The following is a 16,847-nucleotide window of genomic DNA, read 5'->3' on the forward strand; positions in this document are numbered from 1 at the left end:
AAAAAAGAGAATGCAGTCGTTTTATTTAACGGTCTGCATTCTTTTTATTGGTACCCGGATCATGCACCATCACTGATAAAATGGATGCTTTTTAAGCAGCCGGGTAAATGGAGAGCTTAAGCTGTCTTGCCATTGGTTTTGGTGAAAACTCGTCCAATGGGTAACACAGTAATTTTGATCTGGTCATTCTTTGTGAAGAATGATGTTTCTTTTAATTCTTTCAAAACAGATGAATAACAATATTGATGTAAGGTGTAACTTAATGAGCCGCATTGAGGTTTGAGAAGGTTTCGAGTATGCCACATGTTGCAGATTTCACTGCGGCATGGATGGCCTTTTCCATGACCATGGCAGACAGTGAACCGAGGATATTGAGGTCACAGATTTCCTCGCCCTTAGCCATAACAAATATCGTGTCTCCATCGACCAGGGTATGTACCGGTCTTATGGCTCTTGCGTAGCCGTCATGACTCATGCTGGCGATCTTGTTGGCCTGGCTCTTGTCAAGCTTCGCATTGGTCAGAATGCACCCGATGGTTGTGTTTCCTTTAAAACTGGCCTCAAGACCCTGGAAGAGCATTTCTTCGGTACTTTGCACCACCTTGTACATAAGGGGGCCTGCAAGAGCATTCTCACCCTCATAGATGGTGCCGAATGCGTTCACTGCCACAATGGCTCCGATTTTAAGAGAACCGATCTTTACAGCGTAGGATCCTATACCGGACTTCATCGATGAAGCTGGACCGAGGATCTTTCCTACTGTAGCACCTGTCCCGGCGCCGTATGAACCATCTTTGTAATTTCTGGTATAGGCATTCTTGCTTGCATCGTAGCCCATCTCTTTGTCTGGTCTTCTGGAAGAGTCTTTGTAGCCGAGATCAAAGAGCACAGCACCAGGGACAATGGGCACCTTGGCAAAACCTGTATCAAATCCCATACCTTTCTCCTCCAGATACTTCATGACACCGGAGGCTGCATCAAGGCCATATGCGCTTCCGCCTGAGAGAAGAAGAGCGTTGACTTCCTGTATCATTTCCTCCGAACGGATGAGATCCGTTTCTCTTGTTCCCGGCGCGCCGCCCCTTACATCCACTCCGGGAACGGCACCGTTTTCTGCGATGATAACGGTGCATCCCGTCCCGCCTTCCTGATCTTCGCTGTTTCCGATAAGGAACCCTTCAATTTCATTGATATCAATTATTTTCATTTATGAGCCTCCTGATCACTGTATTTTATTATCATCATAGCATAGCATGAGGTGACAGAGGAGAAAGACTTTCAGGATTTCGGTTAAGGATTTCTTAAGAAGTATTGAAGTTCTAAAAGTTCACAAAAATAAATTAAAGAATATTTATGCAATTATACGAAAAATTATATAATATTTATGACTGTACCTGGTGAATAAGTTGGCGGTTGTAATTGCAAAAAAACAGGGAATATTGCAGGATTTGATTCATAATCGGATGTTTATGAAGGATGCTGTTAAAGTAAATTCATAACCTTTGAGAATAGAAGTAACCGTTATCTTAGAAACCTGTATGTTTATGGAAACCTTGTAATTTCAATGGTTTTCATAAATAAATTAGCTCTTGTATACTCAGAAACTTGTGCTATTATTAGGGTATAGAAAGACAGTTAAGGGCATAAAACATGAAGGATTTATCATCACGATGAAACCCCGTAACTGGCTAACTGACAACATAAAATAATAATAATCATTCACTTATAAGGAGTGTAAAAAACTAATGGGTAAAAAAACAATCGTTCTAGGCGTCATAGGTGCAGACTGTCATGCAGTGGGCAACAAGATTCTTGATTATTCACTGACAGAAGCTGGATACAATGTGGTCAATATCGGTGTTCTTTCTCCACAGGAAGATTTCATCAATGCCGCAATTGAAACCGACGCAGATGTAATCATGGTATCTTCACTTTATGGACACGGAGAGATAGATTGCAGAGGTATGAGAGAAAAGTGCGATGAAGCGGGACTTGCAGGAATCAAGCTTTATGTCGGTGGAAACATCGTCGTAGGCAAGCAGGATTTCAGCGAAGTAAGAAGCAGATTTGTACAGATGGGATTTGACAGGGTTTATCCACCAGGTACATCTGTAGAAACAGCATTGAAGGATCTGAATGAGGACATGGGTTTACTTGAAGTAATTGGAGCATAATCATTATGGAAGCATTTCTATTTATTGATTTTGGGAGCACTTATACTAAATTAACTGCAGTAAGTGCAGAGGATGATGTCATCCTTGCAACAGCGAAGTCATATACAACAGTGGAGACGGACGTAATGGACGGGTACAGAAAAGCATTAAGCGATCTTATGACTCGTCTGGATAATGGAATAGAATTCACAAAAAAACTCGCCTGTTCTTCGGCTGCAGGCGGGTTAAAAATTGTCGCAATCGGCCTTGTGCCTGAACTGACCATGGAAGCGGCCAAGCGTGCTGCCCTTGGCGCAGGTGCTCGTGTAACAGATGTGTTCAGTTTTAAACTGAACAGCAGCGAAGTGAATCAGATCAAAGCCTCAAAGGCAGATATGATTCTTCTGGCGGGCGGAACCAATGGCGGGAATACAGATGTCATCGTGCACAATGCGAGGATGCTGAGGGATGCGAAAATCAGCATTCCAGTGGTGGTTGCAGGAAACAAGAGCTGCAATGACGAGATCATTGAACTTTTCGAAGGTCATATGAACTATTTCATCACTGAGAATGTGATGCCAAGCCTCAACAACATCAATGTGGAACCGGCTCGTGAAACCATCAGGAAGATATTCATGGAAAATATTGTCAAAGCAAAAGGTATGGTCCATGTGAAGGAATTCATCAGCGGTATCCTGATGCCTACGCCTGCAGCTGTACTTAAGGCTGCAGAAGTGCTCAGTGAAGGAACGAAGAATGAAGACGGTATAGGGGATCTTGCCGTCATCGATATCGGAGGTGCAACTACAGATGTACACACGGTCTGTGAAGGTGCACCAAGCAAACCATCAGTCATCCTCAGGGGACTGGAGGAACCTGTAGCCAAGAGAACAGTGGAAGGGGACCTTGGCATGCGGTATTCCGCAATGTCACTCTATGAAGCTGCAGGTAGAAAATACATCAGGAGACACAAACTCAAGAACATCGAAAACATCGATGTGGAAAAGGAATTTGAAAAGAGAAATCATGAGACTGATTTTGTGCCGACCGAAGAAAAGGATATCCATTTCGATGAAGTCATGGCCAAGATCTGTGTGGATATCTCCATGACAAGACATGCAGGTACTGTGACTCAGGTCTACTCACCCTTAGGGATGATGTATTCTCAGGAGGGAAAGGATCTCATGGAGCTGCCTTATCTAATCGGTACCGGTGGAGTCATCGTGAATTCGAAGGATCCTTCAGGGATTCTGAAAGCGGGACTTTTCCATGAAGAGGATCTGGAATCCTTAAAACCGAGACATCCGAAATATCTGCTGGATGAGAAATATGTCCTGTCTGCCCTTGGCCTTCTTGCCATGGTGGATGAAGACAAAGCCTTACGAATGCTCAAGAAATATATTGTGAAGTGTTAGGAGTTAAATAATGGATTTAAAAAACAGGAAACTGACCGAAGACGAATTTTTCGGGATCAGAAAAGACGTACTTACCCACTGGCCTACAGGAAGTGAAGTGGATCTTCAGGAAGCTGTGGACTATCTCAAAAAAGTTCCGGATGAAAAGAATTTTGCGAAGAAGCTGAGAAAGGCGAAGGAAGAGGGAATCACTCTTGCTCAGCCAAGAGCGGGCGTTGCGCTCATCAGTGAGCATATCAAGCTTCTGAACTACCTGGAAGATGAAGGCGGAGCGGATCTTCTGCCCTCAACCATCGATTCCTATACAAGACAGAACAGATATAACGAATGCCAGATCGGGATCGACGAGTCACTAAAAGCCGGCCGTTCACTTTTAAACGGATTCCCTGCAGTAAACCACGGCGTCAAGGGATGCAGAGAAGTTTACGAATCCATCAAGAATCCGATTCAGGCAAGACATGGCACACCTGATGCAAGACTTTTAAGTGAAATCATCACCGCTTCAGGATGGACATCCAATGAAGGCGGCGGAATCAGCTACAACATTCCATACGCAAAGAGCGTATCCATGGAAAGAACCATAAGAGACTGGCAGTACTGCGATAGACTTACAGGCTGGTATGAAGAGCAGGGCATAGAGCTCAACCGTGAACCTTTCGGTCCACTGACAGGCACACTTGTTCCTCCATCAGTATCCAATACTGTTGCCATCCTTGAAGCTCTTCTTGCAGCCGAACAGGGCGTAAAGAACATCACTGTAGGTTACGGTCAGTGCGGAAACATGATTCAGGACATCGCTGCCATAAGAGCCCTTGAGCAGCAGACAGAAGAATACCTCAAGCGTTTCGGCTACAATGATGTATTTGTCACCACAGTTTTCCATCAGTGGATGGGCGGATTCCCTGCAGATGAAGCCAAGGCATTTGGTGTCATCTCCGTGGGCGCGGCAACAGCAGCCATGGCAGGAGCCACAAAGGTCATCGTAAAGACGCCTCATGAGGCTCTTGGTATTCCTACAATGGAAGCCAATGCACAGGGTATAAGAGATACAGTCATGACACTCAATATGCTGAGAGGCCAGAGAATGCCTATGAGCAACGAACTTCAGAGCGAAATCAACATCATAAAGGCAGAAACCAGATGTATGCTTGAGAGTGTCTATGAAGTGGGTAAGGGAGACTTTGCTCGTGGAACGGTTGAGGGATTCAAGCTCGGAATCATCGATATTCCATTTGCACCTTCCAAGTACAATGCGGGTAAAATGATGCCTGCCAGAGACAATCAAGGTGCTGTTAGATATCTTATGACCGGAAATATTCCATTTACGAAGGAAATCATCGATTTCAACAAAGACAAGCTGATCGAAAGAGGAAAGTTTGAAAAAAGAGACGTTACATTCCAGATGACAGTAGACGATATATTCGCCGTAGGTAAAGGAAACCTGATCGGCAGACCGGAGGAAAAGAAGTAATGAAAATTGTAGATATTGTATGCTCAGAAGGCAGAACAGGGTTTTATTTTGATGATCAGCGTGCCATTGTAAACGGTGCTGAACATGACGGATTTATGTACATCGGAGAAACGGAAACCGAAGGATTCAGCGCCATAAGACTTCCAGGAGAAAGCATTTCTGTAATGCTGATCCTTGAAAACGGAGAAATCGCTCATGGAGACTGTGCAGCTGTTCAGTATTCGGGAGCCGGCGGAAGAGATCCTCTGTTCATTGCAAAGGACTTTATCCCTGTAATTGAAGAAGTGGCGAAGAAGCATCTCATCGGAAAGGATGCCTCCACATTCAAGCATCTGGCAGAAGAGATCGACAGCCTTGTACATAACGGAAACAGACTCCATACTGCCATCAGATATGGTGTTACACAGGCGCTTCTTGACGCGGCTGCAAAATCCAGAAGACTGACCATGGCTGAAGTGGTCAAAGAAGAATATGGAACAGGTGTGGAACTTGCCCGTGTTCCGATTTTTGCTCAGAGCGGAGATGACCGTTATACCAACGTAGACAAGATGATCATCAAGGGAACAGACGTTATGCCTCATGCGCTCATCAACAATGTCAAAGAGAAGCTCGGCGAAAACGGCGAAATCCTCAAGACATACATCACATGGATGAGAGACCGTGTCATTCAGTATAGAACTGATGAAGCTTATGCACCGATATTCCATATTGACGTATATGGCACAATCGGAAGAATCTTCAACCAGGATCTTGAAAAAATGGCTGAATACCTGAAAACACTTGAAGAAGCGGCAAAACCTTTCCTTCTCAGAATCGAAGGACCAATGGATGTGGGCGACAGAACAAGGCAGATGGAAGCTTTAAGAGATCTCACAAAGATTCTTGATGACAGAGACATCAAGGTTGAGCTTGTGGCAGATGAATGGTGTAACACATTTGATGATGTGGTATACTTTGCAGACAATAAAGCCGGTCATATGATTCAGGTGAAGACTCCGGATCTTGGCGGCGTGAACAATTCCATCAAGGCGATCCTTTACTGTAAGGAAAGAGGCATCGGTGCCTATCTTGGCGGTACATGCAACGAAACCAACAGAAGTGCGGAAGTCTGCACAAACATCGGTATTGCCTGCGGTGCCAAGCAGGTTCTTGCAAAACCTGGTATGGGATTCGACGAAGGATTCATGATCGTAAACAATGAAATGAACAGAGTGCTGGCTCTAGCAAAGAGAAGACAGGAAAACTAAGATAAAAAAGATATGCCGCACATATGGAATGAAATTCCGGATATGGCGGCATTTTTCCTATAAAAGGCTGAATGAAGAATAAAGGTGGAAAAATGATGAAGAGTATAGATGTCAGACGTGTCACATCTGAAGTCAGAAAACTGGTCATGGATGCAAACTATTTCCTTCCGGATGATGTCATGGCATCCCTTAGAGAACAGAAGAAGAAAGAAAAATGGATTCTTGCCACGAACACTTTAGGTATGATCATCGACAATGCCGAAATTGCAGAACGAGACATGGTACCCATGTGCCAGGATACCGGAATGGTTGTGGTCTTTGTGGAAATCGGACAGGAAGTCCATATCGAAAACGGGCTGCTTGAGGATGCCATCAACCAGGGCATCCGTGAAGGCTACGAGGAAGGCTACCTCAGAAAATCTGTGGTCTCCGATCCTCTGAACCGTAAAAATACAGGAGACAATACACCTGGGGTCATCCACTACACTCTTGTTGCCGGCGATCAGCTGAAGATCATGGTTGCACCGAAGGGATTCGGCTCCGAGAATATGTCCAGACTTAAAATGCTCAAGCCTTCAGAAGGAATCGAAGGGGTCAAGGCATTCATTCTTGAGACTGTTGAGCTTGCAGGCCCCAATGCGTGTCCACCTATGGTCGTCGGGGTTGGTGTCGGCGGAACGTTTGACAAGTCAACGCTCCTTGCGAAAAAAGCGCTTATGAGAAGACTTGAGGAGTATAACGAGAATCCCTTCTATAAAGAAATGGAGATCGAGCTTCTTGAAAAGATCAATGCCATGGGTATAGGGCCTCAGGGATTCGGTGGAGAGACCACAGCACTTAAAGTGAGCATCGAGTACTTCCCGACTCATATTGCAGGACTCCCTGTAGCGGTCAACATCAACTGTCATGCCACAAGACATAAGGAGGTCGTTCTATAATGGAGATCAGACTGAAAACACCATTGACCAGAGAATCTGTAGCGGATCTTAAACCTGGTGACAATGTACTGATATCAGGAGTCATCTATGCGGCGAGAGATGCGGCGCATAAAAAACTCATGGAACGCCTGGATAAGGGGGAAGCCCTTCCATTTGACATCAGCGGAGCGGTAATCTACTATGTGGGACCGACTCCGACTAGAGAAGGCGAAGTCATCGGATCAGCAGGACCAACCACAAGCCTTAGAATGGATGCCTACACACCAAGACTTCTTGATCTTGGGCTAATGGGCATGGTGGGAAAAGGAAAGAGAAATGACGAAGTGAAAGCAAAGATGGTAGAGCACGGGGCTGTATACTTTGCCGCCATCGGTGGAGCCGGAGCGCTGATAAAAAAGACCATTCTTTCTCAGGAGACCATAGCCTATGAGGAGCTTGGACCTGAAGCGGTAAGGAAGCTCGTGGTGAAGGATTTTCCGGTTACCGTCATCATTGACAGTAAGGGAAATGATCTGTATGAACTTGGAAGAGAAGAATACCTCGCGTGGAAAAAGGACGAACAGAAATAGAAAGATTATGGAACTGTTTAAAGTCTCGGCTTATGTCGCTGAGGCTTTAAATTTCTTCATTTTAAGGTAGAAATGATTGGAATCTAATTTGTAATATATCCATCAGAATTTTCAATATGTTAATCTTGTCAGATTATATGGCAATTTTTCCGCATAAGAGTATACTAATAGTAGTAAATGTAATAAAAAATAGGGAGGTTAATTATGCAGACTATATACTCATGCATTCATGATATTGATATTGATGGTAACCAATGCATTAGAAAAGAAGTAAATCAAAAAGATGCAAGTGACTATACGCAAAGACTAATTAATGAAATTTTAGGGAATCCTAACCGAAAAGAGTATAAAATAACGAGTGAGAGAACTGAAGTGGTATCCATTGTTCTTGAGGCTTCAAAACAGAGTTTGATTGAAAATGATAACGCTGATTTAATAGCACTTCGACTACTCGATAAGGAACGTGATAGACAAAAGGATGTTAATAGACTTCGTATTGAAATAAGGCGAGGTAGTTTGTTTCAGTCATTGATACAAGAAGATGACCACTTTTATTATGTGATAACTAAGATTGAAAATGTGGATATTTTAGATATTCAAGATTTATACAAAAAATCGGGTCTACCCTATGAAAACAAGTCCTTTAAGAACTGCTTGTTTAAGATTGCAGATGATGGCGAAATAATTCAAATATTTTTATCTGACAAAAATGGTCCTATTGCAGATTACTGGGATAATTTATTTCTTGAGTTAGAAGCACTGTCTAGTGATGAGTCAAATACAGAAAGTCTTTTTAGAATTGTGTCTGCGAAGTTGAAAAAGGAAATAGAGAAAATTTCACCAACCGATTACACATTGTATAGAAACCAAGCTTTGGGCTTTTTTAAAACACAAGAAAAATTTACGATAGACGATTTTTTAAATTATACTTTCGGGAATCAAAACCCAGAGTCTAGCCAATTAGATATCGATAAGATAAAAGAAAGTATTTCAAAAAAGATAATCGATTCCGGTACTGACACAGAGTTTACTATTGTTTCCTCTGCGATCAAATCAAGAAAATTTAGAGAAACAAAGAAGATCAATAATGTCGCTTCAATTATTATCGATGGTTATGATGAAGAGATTAAAACAAATGTTCAATCAGTTGAAGAAAATGGAGATAAGTATATAAGAATTAAATCAACGGATTTGGAAACTTTCAATAGATTTAAATGGTAGCTTGAAATAGGAGGGAATATTTTGAATATAGGTATAAATAAATTAATTTCATACGAAGATCACATTCAAATGAAATTAAAAACTTGTCTACCTGTTAATGATGAACTGAGTGATACGATTACAAATTTTATTGTTCAAGTATTCCATTTAAAAAACAAAAGGGATAGTCTGATTGTATCTAATGAGTTGTTCGGATTTGACATCAAAATCCGAGATGACTTTGATGAGGATTCTATTAATACATTCATATCGGATATAATTAGTAGCATAGATAATGAATACGAAGTTATAGTGGATTGCATTTTCTATAAGAAAATTGTGGAAAATACGCTTTCCCTATATTCACTGGAAAAATATGGGCAATATCTACAGTCATTGTCTATTGAGAATATTATAGGAAAGTACAATGAATCGTTTATAGATTTTGAGTATATAATATTCGATTTGATAATTGATGATGGATGTTTTTATACGAAAAAGTTTTATTTTATGAATTCTGATAATAAGAATAAAATTAGGATAATGATTGATGATAGAGCCGAAATAATAGATAAAAGAGATAATCTATGCAATTTTGTAGGGGCAATAAAAAATAATTATCTCCCTGATGATTTCTATTTTCTAAAGAAAACAAATGATATAGAAATCAACAGGATATTTGATAGGTTGACTCTTGCTGTATCATTAACGTATATTAGCAATATTTCAAATATTAATGGAGATGAAGTATCTTATAAAATTGAAGGATACAAAACCGTCAAAGAAATTTTTGATGTTAAATCATTCGATGAATATTCAGAGGTCTCATCAACACTATGGGAGATATATGATTGGGTTTATTCAAATTTGAATAATGTTTCTGATAAAATTGGTATTGCAAGAAATATTCTGTCACTAAATTTAAAGAATAATACAATCAAGGATATTGATAGGTCTGTCCTTGGCTCAATCAGGTCTGGTTACGATATATACCTAAAAGAAAACGCTGCAAGGTATATTGAAGTTATGAATCAACAACTCATCTTTATAAACGATATCAATGCTAGTATTCAAAAGTTAGCGTTGGATTTTTCTCACAAGTTCAGAAATAACTTCATTGGTTTTTTCAGTTTCATATTTACTACAATAATTATTAATGTGATTTCTACGGGGACGATTAATAATATTTTTACATATGAAATTACAATGATATGCATTGTTATGTTAATTATATCTATTGTATACTTGTACTTCAGTTTGTTTGAATCAAATCTAAGTGTAGAAAGAATAAAAAAACAATATGATAGGAATAAATCTTTTTATAAGTTGATCCTTGATGAACAGGATTTAACTAGAATTTTAAATAATGATAGTTACTATAATGAGGACAGGCAATATTTAGATAGATATGTAAAAAAGTATAAATGGATGTGGATAATTGTAGTGGTGATACTATTAGTATTTTTGATATTGGTCGGAACATTTGTCAAAGTAGAAAGTATACATTACATTCTAAGTGGTTGATTTAAAATGGATTCAGATTGAGCTGTTTATATACCATATTAGTATACTTTCAGAAATTTAAGGTTCAAAACTAGATGATATTGTTAAGTTTGCTGCACATTAGTTTCACTATCTAGAATGTTAGTTATGAGTGATTTATGTGCTACAATTCATTCAAATGCATGTAAAATGAAACCATATGAGATAAATCATTTGTATGACGTTGTTGTAGGACAGAATAGCTTTATTTAATTTTTTGTGAGAAGCGTAAAAGTATTCTTGATTAACATTCACTTGTCATATAAACTAAGAGCAGAAGAATAATAAGTTTCAAGCTGAAATCACCGGGGGGGATTAGATTTGGTTCCTTTTTGGTGTTTTCTTTTTTTTCGATTTATTGAAAAATTCCAAATATCAGTTGTGTTATAATAATAGTAACTCTGCAACGGGAATGATGCGTTTCTGCCGTGTAAACTGACTTGAGACAGCCTGATCTGGCCGCGGATGCAGTGAGTACCCGAGGCGTTTCTGCTCGTCTTTAATGGATACCCAGGATTTTCTTTGAATGAGCTTGTACAATTCTTTGATGTTTCATATACAATGTTCTGGCCGATGGTATTAATTTTGTGAAAGAGCAAGGAGAAGATCACTTGGAAAAACAGAGAACGAATGAAAATGCAGTTATGCCTGTAGTGCAGCATGCGAGGAGAATGACAAAGGAAAAGTACGAAGAGATTCAGAATTACCGTGTCCGTAAATGTCAGACCATTGAAGAGCTACACAGAATTCATGAAAAACCTGTGATGACCTTAAGGGCAAATTATCCTGGAGAAGATAAAAACAACGAAATCACCAGGCTGGTCAATCGGGAAATCGCCAAGACTTTCGATGAAATCTTTCAGACGAAGATCCTGGCCGTGGAAAATTTTGACACACCGGAAGGTCCCACCACATTCTATGTGGTCAAGGGAGATGCCCGTACTCTGAAAGAAAACGCAATTTATATCGAGCAGAGTCATGAACTGGGCAGATTCGTTGATATCGATGTCTACGATATCGATGAAGAATACGCAGTGACAAGGGTTGAACTTGCTTATGAGCCAAGAAAGTGTTTTCTTTGCGATGAGCCTGCTAAAGAATGCAGCAGAAATAAAACCCATAAAACACAGGATCTTGTCGACTATATGATTGAAGAGGTCCGTGAATACCTGGAAAATATATAAATTATGATTCCCATCAGTTTGTAAGCCAGAAAACAATAAAGTAATTTTTTTGGAGGGTTAAAATGAAAATTGGAATACCAGCGTCACGAGGATATGCCATCGGACAAGCCTACATCAAGAAACATGAAGAACTGAAGATCACAGACGAGCCAGTAGAAGATGTGCTTGTTGAGAAAGATCGACTGAAAAAAGCGGCAGATGTTTCGAAAGTGCAGCTTGAGAAAATCAGAAAGAAGGCTTTAGATTCCATGGGTGAAGAAAAGGCCATGGTTTTTGATGCCCATATGATGTTCTTTGATGATCCGGAATTCATAGGAGCCATCGAAGCGGAAATTGAAAATGGCAGGAAAAATGCATTGAAAGCGACAGACGATGTATCCAGAAGTTTCGTTGCGATCTTTGAAGCCATGGAAGATGAATATATGAGAGAAAGAGCTGCCGACATCAAGGACGTTTCCAAACGTCTGATGAACAACCTGGCAGGTATAGAAGACAGTTTCAATATTGAAGACACCAATACCATCGTCATCGCAAATGACCTGACACCTTCTGACACAGCACAGCTGGACAGAAATAAGGTCATCGCATTCCTGACCAACATCGGCGGAAGAACTTCCCATAGCGCCATCATGGCAAGAACACTGGAAATTCCAGCCGTTGTCGGCCTGAACGACATCACGGAAGTGGTGAAGAACGGAGATATTCTTATTGTTGATGGAATCGAAGGAACAGTCATCATCGATCCTGATCACGATACAGTAACAAAGTATGTGGCACTTCAGGAAGCCTACAATCAGGAGAAAGAAGAACTGAAAAAACTCATCGACGTCAAAGCGGCAACAAAATCGGGAAAGAGAATTGAAGTTGCGGGCAACATCGGTAAGCCTGAAGATGTGCATAAGGTGCTGGAAAACGGAGCTGATGGAATCGGTCTTTTCAGAACTGAGTTCCTTTATATGGACAGAGATGAAATGCCGACAGAGGAAGAACAGTTTGAAAGCTATAAGTATGTACTTGAGCGCATGGAAGGAAAACCTGTGGTCATCAGAACGCTGGATATCGGCGGAGACAAGCAGCTTCCCTACCTCGCTATGCCAAACGAGATGAATCCGTTCCTTGGATATCGTGCCATCAGACTTTGTCTGGACCGCACCGACCTTTTCAAGGTTCAGCTGAGAGCACTCCTGAGAGCTTCTGTATTCGGTAATCTTAAGGTCATGTTCCCGATGGTTTCTTCTCTTGATGAATTTACAAAGTCAAAGAAGCTGGTGGACGAATGTACAGTAGAGCTGAAAAATGAAGGAAAAGAAGTAAGCGACAGTATCGAATGGGGCATCATGGTGGAAATCCCGTCCGCTGCAGTTATGGCAGACGAACTGGCAAAGCATGTTGATTTCTTCTCCATCGGAACCAATGATCTCATCCAGTACACTTTAGCTGCTGACAGAATGAGTGAGAAGGTATCTTACCTCTACGATCCTATGCATCCTGCAGTACTTCGTCTGATCAAGATGACCATTGACGGAGCTCATTCACAGGGCAAATGGTGTGGCATGTGCGGAGAGATGGCAGGTGATGAAACAGCCATTCCGACACTGATTGAATATGGTCTGGATGAATTCTCCATGTCCGCTTCCTCAGTTTTAAGAGCGAAGCAGATCATACTTGAACAGGAATAAGTGAATAGAAAGTCATGACAGAAACCGGTGAAAGCCGGTTTCTTTTATTAAATTTCTGTATGAAATCAATATTGAAAATATAATACTTTTCGCAGCATTTACTGTATGATATATGTATATTGTTACCTGAAATATTCTTTCGGTTATGTCTTGTCATTATGATTATCTTCCGTAAAAAGTTATGATCGTGAAAGGAGGAAAAAGATGAAAGCAGTTATTGGAGTAGTGATATTTTTCTTGCTGGCCATGACAGCAGGTGGGGGATTATTCGCAATGTTTTTCACTTCCATAGTTGGTGGTGGAGTGGCAGAATCCTATCTGTATCCCATATATGGAGGCATTGTCCTATTAGCTGGGTTAATTGTGATTTGTACTGTGATTGTTCTTGATGAAATAAAACAGCTGAAAGAAACCCTGAGTGAAAATGAGAAAGAAGCTGAAAACAGTCAGAAAATAATATGATTCATAACATGGGCAGGATCGAGGGGATTCAATTTTGAGTCCCTTTAATTTGCTCTATTTTCATTACATCAGAGAGTCTTTTCCGGAAGAAAAACTCAGTAAGAGTCTTAAAGCTGATGCTTAAATTGAAGCTTAGAATTGCCTCACTTCAATAAATAGACGAACCTCAAGAGGCTTCATACCATCAATTGTAATCGTTTTTCAAAGATCGGGACGGCTGTATTTTTCAGGTGAATTTTTTTATCTCCCCTACAAAAGAGGACCGGAATGTGTATAATGAATAGTATAATGTTTTTGAGGAGGATAAGAGAAAATGATTAAAGAAGTCAATAAAGAAAGTTTTGAAAAAGATGTACTGGAAAATGATAGATTGGTTCTTGTGGATTTCTGGGCACCATGGTGTGGACCCTGCAAAATGCTTGCGCCACTATTTGAAGAGCTGAATAACGAAATAGAAGATGTGGAATTTGTTAAGATAAATGTGGATGAAAATCCTCAGCTCGCAGCAAAGTACCGCGTTGCCAGCATTCCGACACTACTTGCAATCAAAAGCGGAACAGTTGTTGGACAGCTTGTCGGATTCAGACCTAAAGAAGAACTGAGAATGTTCATCGAAAAGAACAAGTAATCCTTTAACACCTGAGGAAGAATCTCTGATTCTTTCCCAGGTGTTTTTTCACATAGTGAATCTTACGAGAATGAGGATGTTTTTCCCGATACGTTAAGCAATCTTAACGAAAGCCTGTAGAATTCATGAAGAATATCGGAAAATACGAAAATTGTGCACAACTGAAGCAGGTTATATTGTATAATTTAGGTATATTGACTAAAAAACGAGATAAAATTTGGGGAGGTGTAACTTGGAAACGCTCAATACGATACTAAATACCGTTCGAAACATCAGTATTTCGGCCATTATTGATATTCTCATTGTCGCCTTTCTGCTTTACAGGACTTATAAGCTGATCATCGAAACAAGAGCGGAGCTTCTCCTAAGAGGAATCATATTTATACTGCTTCTCATCCCCATCAGCTATATTTTCAATCTCACCATGGTCTATACGATCATTTCAAAAACCATTACCATCGGAGTGCTGACGCTGGTCATCATATTTCAGCCGGAAATCAGAAGAATGCTTGAACACATCGGCCGTTCAGCTTTCAGTGACCGGAGAGTGCTTCGGGATACAGATATCCTGACAAGGGTTGTGAATGACATCGTCGTCGCTATGGATAACCTCAGTCATTCGAAGACCGGTGCGCTCATCGTCATCGAGCAGGATACAGGACTCGGCGACATCAGCGAAACTGGCACAAAGATTGATGCGCTCGTTTCTACATCGCTTCTCGAAAACATATTTGTACCCAATACGCCTCTACATGATGGTGCGACCATCATAAGAGGAGACCGTATACTTTCCTCGGGCTGTGTTCTGCCGCTTACTGCAAACAAAGACATCAGCAAGAAACTGGGTACAAGGCACAGAGCTGCTCTTGGGCTGAGCGAGGTATCTGATTCTCTCATTCTGATTGTTTCTGAAGAGACAGGGACCATCTCGCTGGCACTCAACGGCAAGCTTGTCAGAAATTACGACAAGGACAGACTGCAGAAGATTCTCGTGAAGATTCTGACCACTAAGATCGAACGAAAACAAACATGGAAGGAGAGGATGGATCAGTGGCTAAGCAAAAAGGATCGGACCTCTTCCTGAAAATCGCAAGCCTGATTCTTTCTTTCAGTCTTTGGATCTATATCATCAATGTGGAGAATCCCATTAAGACCATGAAAGTCTATAATGTTCCCGTAAGACTGGAAAACCTTGAGAATATAGAAGAACAGAATCTGGCACTGCTGCCCAATCAGGACATCATGGTCACCTTGCAGGTGACAGGCCCCGCATCAGAAGTGTACAGAAGTGTGGCCAGCAACTTCAGAGTGATTGCGGATCTTGATGATCTGGCCCTGAAGGCAGGACCAAATGAGATTCCCATTGAAATCACATCCTATCCGTCTGATCTGGATATTACCCCAAGCAGCAATGTGAAAGCGGTTATTTATCTCGATGATTATCTGGAGAGGGAAGTGAACATCGTCTCACAGTATGAGACGATTCCCGAAGATGGATTTTTCGTATCGGGCGTTTCCTTCAATCCTGGGAGAGCTATTGTTAAAGGACCTGCCCAGTATGTCAATCGTGTCACTGCACTTGCAGCAAGAGGCAAAAAAGAGGGACTCAATCAGAATTTCAAGGAAATCATTTCTCTTGTCGCCATCGACGAGAATCAAAATCAGGTGGACCATGTGGTTGTCACACCACTGTATGTAGAAATCACTGCTGAAGTTTTTGAAACCAAATCCGTTCCGATCGTTGTGGATACGGGAGGAGAAATTTCAGAGGGGTATGAACTTATCGGCACCTCAGTTGCGCCGGCAGAGCTGCTCATTGCGGGCCCTGAAAGTCTTCTTGATCAGGTAAGTGAGATACTTACTGAAGAAGTCGATCTTTCAAAAATAAAGGAATCTACGGATGTCATCATGAATCTTGTGATTCCTCAAGGTGTCATCTCTGTGAACGGAGGAACAACGGCAACGGTCAGTGTGGAACTTGAAGCCTATGAAACAAAGACCATATCGAAGAAACTTACCACAATCGGCCTGAAGGATGGTCTTATGGCAGAACTCAGTTCCAATTCCATAAACATCATCGTGAGCGGAGCGCAAAGTGCGCTGGAAGAAGTCACTGAAGAGAGCATAACTGCTGATCTTGATCTATCCGGGCTTGATGTGGGCGAGTATGAGCTGAGTCCGAATATCGTTCTTCCTGTAGGCATCCTGCAGGTATCCTATACACCGAACGTGATTTCGGTGAATATAAGAAACGCAGCTGAAACACCGGGAAACGGGACTGGACAGAATCAGAATCCTGATGAAGAAACGCCTACCAATGGCAATGCACCATAAAATATAGTGGAAGCCTTCGGGCTTC

15 protein-coding genes are annotated in these 16,847 nt (G+C 41.2%); 14 read left to right on the forward strand and 1 reads right to left on the reverse strand.

Translation table 11 applies throughout. From position 1 onward, the window contains the following. Positions 1-259: 259 nt before the first annotated feature. The gene (locus tag RTX25_RS03385; RefSeq protein ID WP_312650511.1) at positions 260-1,207 is read right to left on the reverse strand and encodes a P1 family peptidase; all 948 of its coding nucleotides are present in this window, start codon (positions 1,205-1,207) and stop codon (positions 260-262) included. A 538-nt stretch (positions 1,208-1,745) separates the two neighbouring features. Here RTX25_RS03385 and glmS point away from each other — a divergent pair. From glmS to RTX25_RS03455, 14 genes are all read left to right on the forward strand, one after another. Continuing rightward, positions 1,746-2,174, forward strand: a complete 429-nt coding sequence (glmS, locus tag RTX25_RS03390; RefSeq protein WP_312650513.1) for a methylaspartate mutase subunit S — start codon at positions 1,746-1,748, stop codon at positions 2,172-2,174. A gap of 5 nt (positions 2,175-2,179) precedes the next feature. After that, the gene (gene glmL, locus RTX25_RS03395) at positions 2,180-3,568 is read left to right on the forward strand and encodes a methylaspartate mutase accessory protein GlmL (protein WP_312650515.1); all 1,389 of its coding nucleotides are present in this window, start codon (positions 2,180-2,182) and stop codon (positions 3,566-3,568) included. Between the two features lie 10 nt (positions 3,569-3,578). Continuing rightward, a complete protein-coding gene (locus RTX25_RS03400) occupies positions 3,579-5,039 on the forward strand; it encodes a methylaspartate mutase subunit E (protein ID WP_312650518.1) in 1,461 nt (486 codons plus the stop codon). Then, the gene (locus RTX25_RS03405; protein ID WP_312650521.1) at positions 5,039-6,286 is read left to right on the forward strand and encodes a methylaspartate ammonia-lyase; all 1,248 of its coding nucleotides are present in this window, start codon (positions 5,039-5,041) and stop codon (positions 6,284-6,286) included. Before RTX25_RS03400 ends, RTX25_RS03405 begins: the two co-directional genes overlap by 1 nt. A gap of 95 nt (positions 6,287-6,381) precedes the next feature. Beyond that, a complete protein-coding gene (locus RTX25_RS03410; RefSeq protein ID WP_312650686.1) occupies positions 6,382-7,224 on the forward strand; it encodes a fumarate hydratase in 843 nt (280 codons plus the stop codon). Continuing rightward, a complete protein-coding gene (locus RTX25_RS03415; RefSeq protein WP_312650524.1) occupies positions 7,224-7,793 on the forward strand; it encodes a Fe-S-containing hydro-lyase in 570 nt (189 codons plus the stop codon). The genes RTX25_RS03410 and RTX25_RS03415 overlap by 1 nt, the downstream gene beginning before the upstream one ends. Before the next feature lie 204 nt (positions 7,794-7,997). Further along, positions 7,998-9,014 carry a hypothetical protein gene (locus RTX25_RS03420; RefSeq protein ID WP_312650526.1) on the forward strand — a complete coding sequence of 339 codons (1,017 nt, stop codon included), beginning with the start codon at positions 7,998-8,000 and terminating at the stop codon, positions 9,012-9,014. Between the two features lie 21 nt (positions 9,015-9,035). Then, positions 9,036-10,517 carry a hypothetical protein gene (locus RTX25_RS03425; RefSeq protein WP_312650529.1) on the forward strand — a complete coding sequence of 494 codons (1,482 nt, stop codon included), beginning with the start codon at positions 9,036-9,038 and terminating at the stop codon, positions 10,515-10,517. Between the two features lie 629 nt (positions 10,518-11,146). Next, the gene (gene citX, locus RTX25_RS03430) at positions 11,147-11,719 is read left to right on the forward strand and encodes a citrate lyase holo-[acyl-carrier protein] synthase (protein ID WP_312650531.1); all 573 of its coding nucleotides are present in this window, start codon (positions 11,147-11,149) and stop codon (positions 11,717-11,719) included. 62 nt (positions 11,720-11,781) lie between these two features. After that, a complete protein-coding gene (ptsP, locus tag RTX25_RS03435; RefSeq protein ID WP_312650533.1) occupies positions 11,782-13,398 on the forward strand; it encodes a phosphoenolpyruvate--protein phosphotransferase in 1,617 nt (538 codons plus the stop codon). A gap of 204 nt (positions 13,399-13,602) precedes the next feature. Further along, positions 13,603-13,860 carry a hypothetical protein gene (locus RTX25_RS03440; protein WP_312650535.1) on the forward strand — a complete coding sequence of 86 codons (258 nt, stop codon included), beginning with the start codon at positions 13,603-13,605 and terminating at the stop codon, positions 13,858-13,860. Positions 13,861-14,173: 313 nt separating this feature from the next. Continuing rightward, positions 14,174-14,488, forward strand: a complete 315-nt coding sequence (trxA, locus tag RTX25_RS03445; protein WP_312650538.1) for a thioredoxin — start codon at positions 14,174-14,176, stop codon at positions 14,486-14,488. 232 nt (positions 14,489-14,720) lie between these two features. Further along, on the forward strand, positions 14,721-15,572 hold the full coding sequence (gene cdaA, locus RTX25_RS03450) for a diadenylate cyclase CdaA (protein WP_312650541.1): 852 nt from the start codon (positions 14,721-14,723) through the stop codon (positions 15,570-15,572). Next, complete coding sequence (locus RTX25_RS03455) at positions 15,539-16,822, forward strand: CdaR family protein (RefSeq protein WP_312650543.1); 1,284 nt, start codon at positions 15,539-15,541, stop codon at positions 16,820-16,822. Before cdaA ends, RTX25_RS03455 begins: the two co-directional genes overlap by 34 nt. The last annotated feature ends 25 nt before the right edge of the window (positions 16,823-16,847 follow it).

The organism is Proteiniclasticum sp., assembly GCF_032054185.1.
GTDB lineage: Bacteria > Bacillota > Clostridia > Clostridiales > Clostridiaceae > Proteiniclasticum.

What these genes read in the sequence shown, in the direction of transcription:
- glmS (WP_312650513.1), top strand. Translation starts at nt 1,746, where the DNA reads ATGGGTAAAAAAACAATCGTTCTAGGCGTCATAGGTGCAGACTGTCAT.
- RTX25_RS03385 (WP_312650511.1), bottom strand. Translation starts at nt 1,207, where the DNA reads ATGAAAATAATTGATATCAATGAAATTGAAGGGTTCCTTATCGGAAAC.
- RTX25_RS03415 (WP_312650524.1), top strand. Translation starts at nt 7,224, where the DNA reads ATGGAGATCAGACTGAAAACACCATTGACCAGAGAATCTGTAGCGGAT.
- RTX25_RS03420 (WP_312650526.1), top strand. Translation starts at nt 7,998, where the DNA reads ATGCAGACTATATACTCATGCATTCATGATATTGATATTGATGGTAAC.
- trxA (WP_312650538.1), top strand. Translation starts at nt 14,174, where the DNA reads ATGATTAAAGAAGTCAATAAAGAAAGTTTTGAAAAAGATGTACTGGAA.
- RTX25_RS03400 (WP_312650518.1), top strand. Translation starts at nt 3,579, where the DNA reads ATGGATTTAAAAAACAGGAAACTGACCGAAGACGAATTTTTCGGGATC.
- RTX25_RS03440 (WP_312650535.1), top strand. Translation starts at nt 13,603, where the DNA reads ATGAAAGCAGTTATTGGAGTAGTGATATTTTTCTTGCTGGCCATGACA.
- glmL (WP_312650515.1), top strand. Translation starts at nt 2,180, where the DNA reads ATGGAAGCATTTCTATTTATTGATTTTGGGAGCACTTATACTAAATTA.
- RTX25_RS03410 (WP_312650686.1), top strand. Translation starts at nt 6,382, where the DNA reads ATGAAGAGTATAGATGTCAGACGTGTCACATCTGAAGTCAGAAAACTG.
- ptsP (WP_312650533.1), top strand. Translation starts at nt 11,782, where the DNA reads ATGAAAATTGGAATACCAGCGTCACGAGGATATGCCATCGGACAAGCC.
- RTX25_RS03405 (WP_312650521.1), top strand. Translation starts at nt 5,039, where the DNA reads ATGAAAATTGTAGATATTGTATGCTCAGAAGGCAGAACAGGGTTTTAT.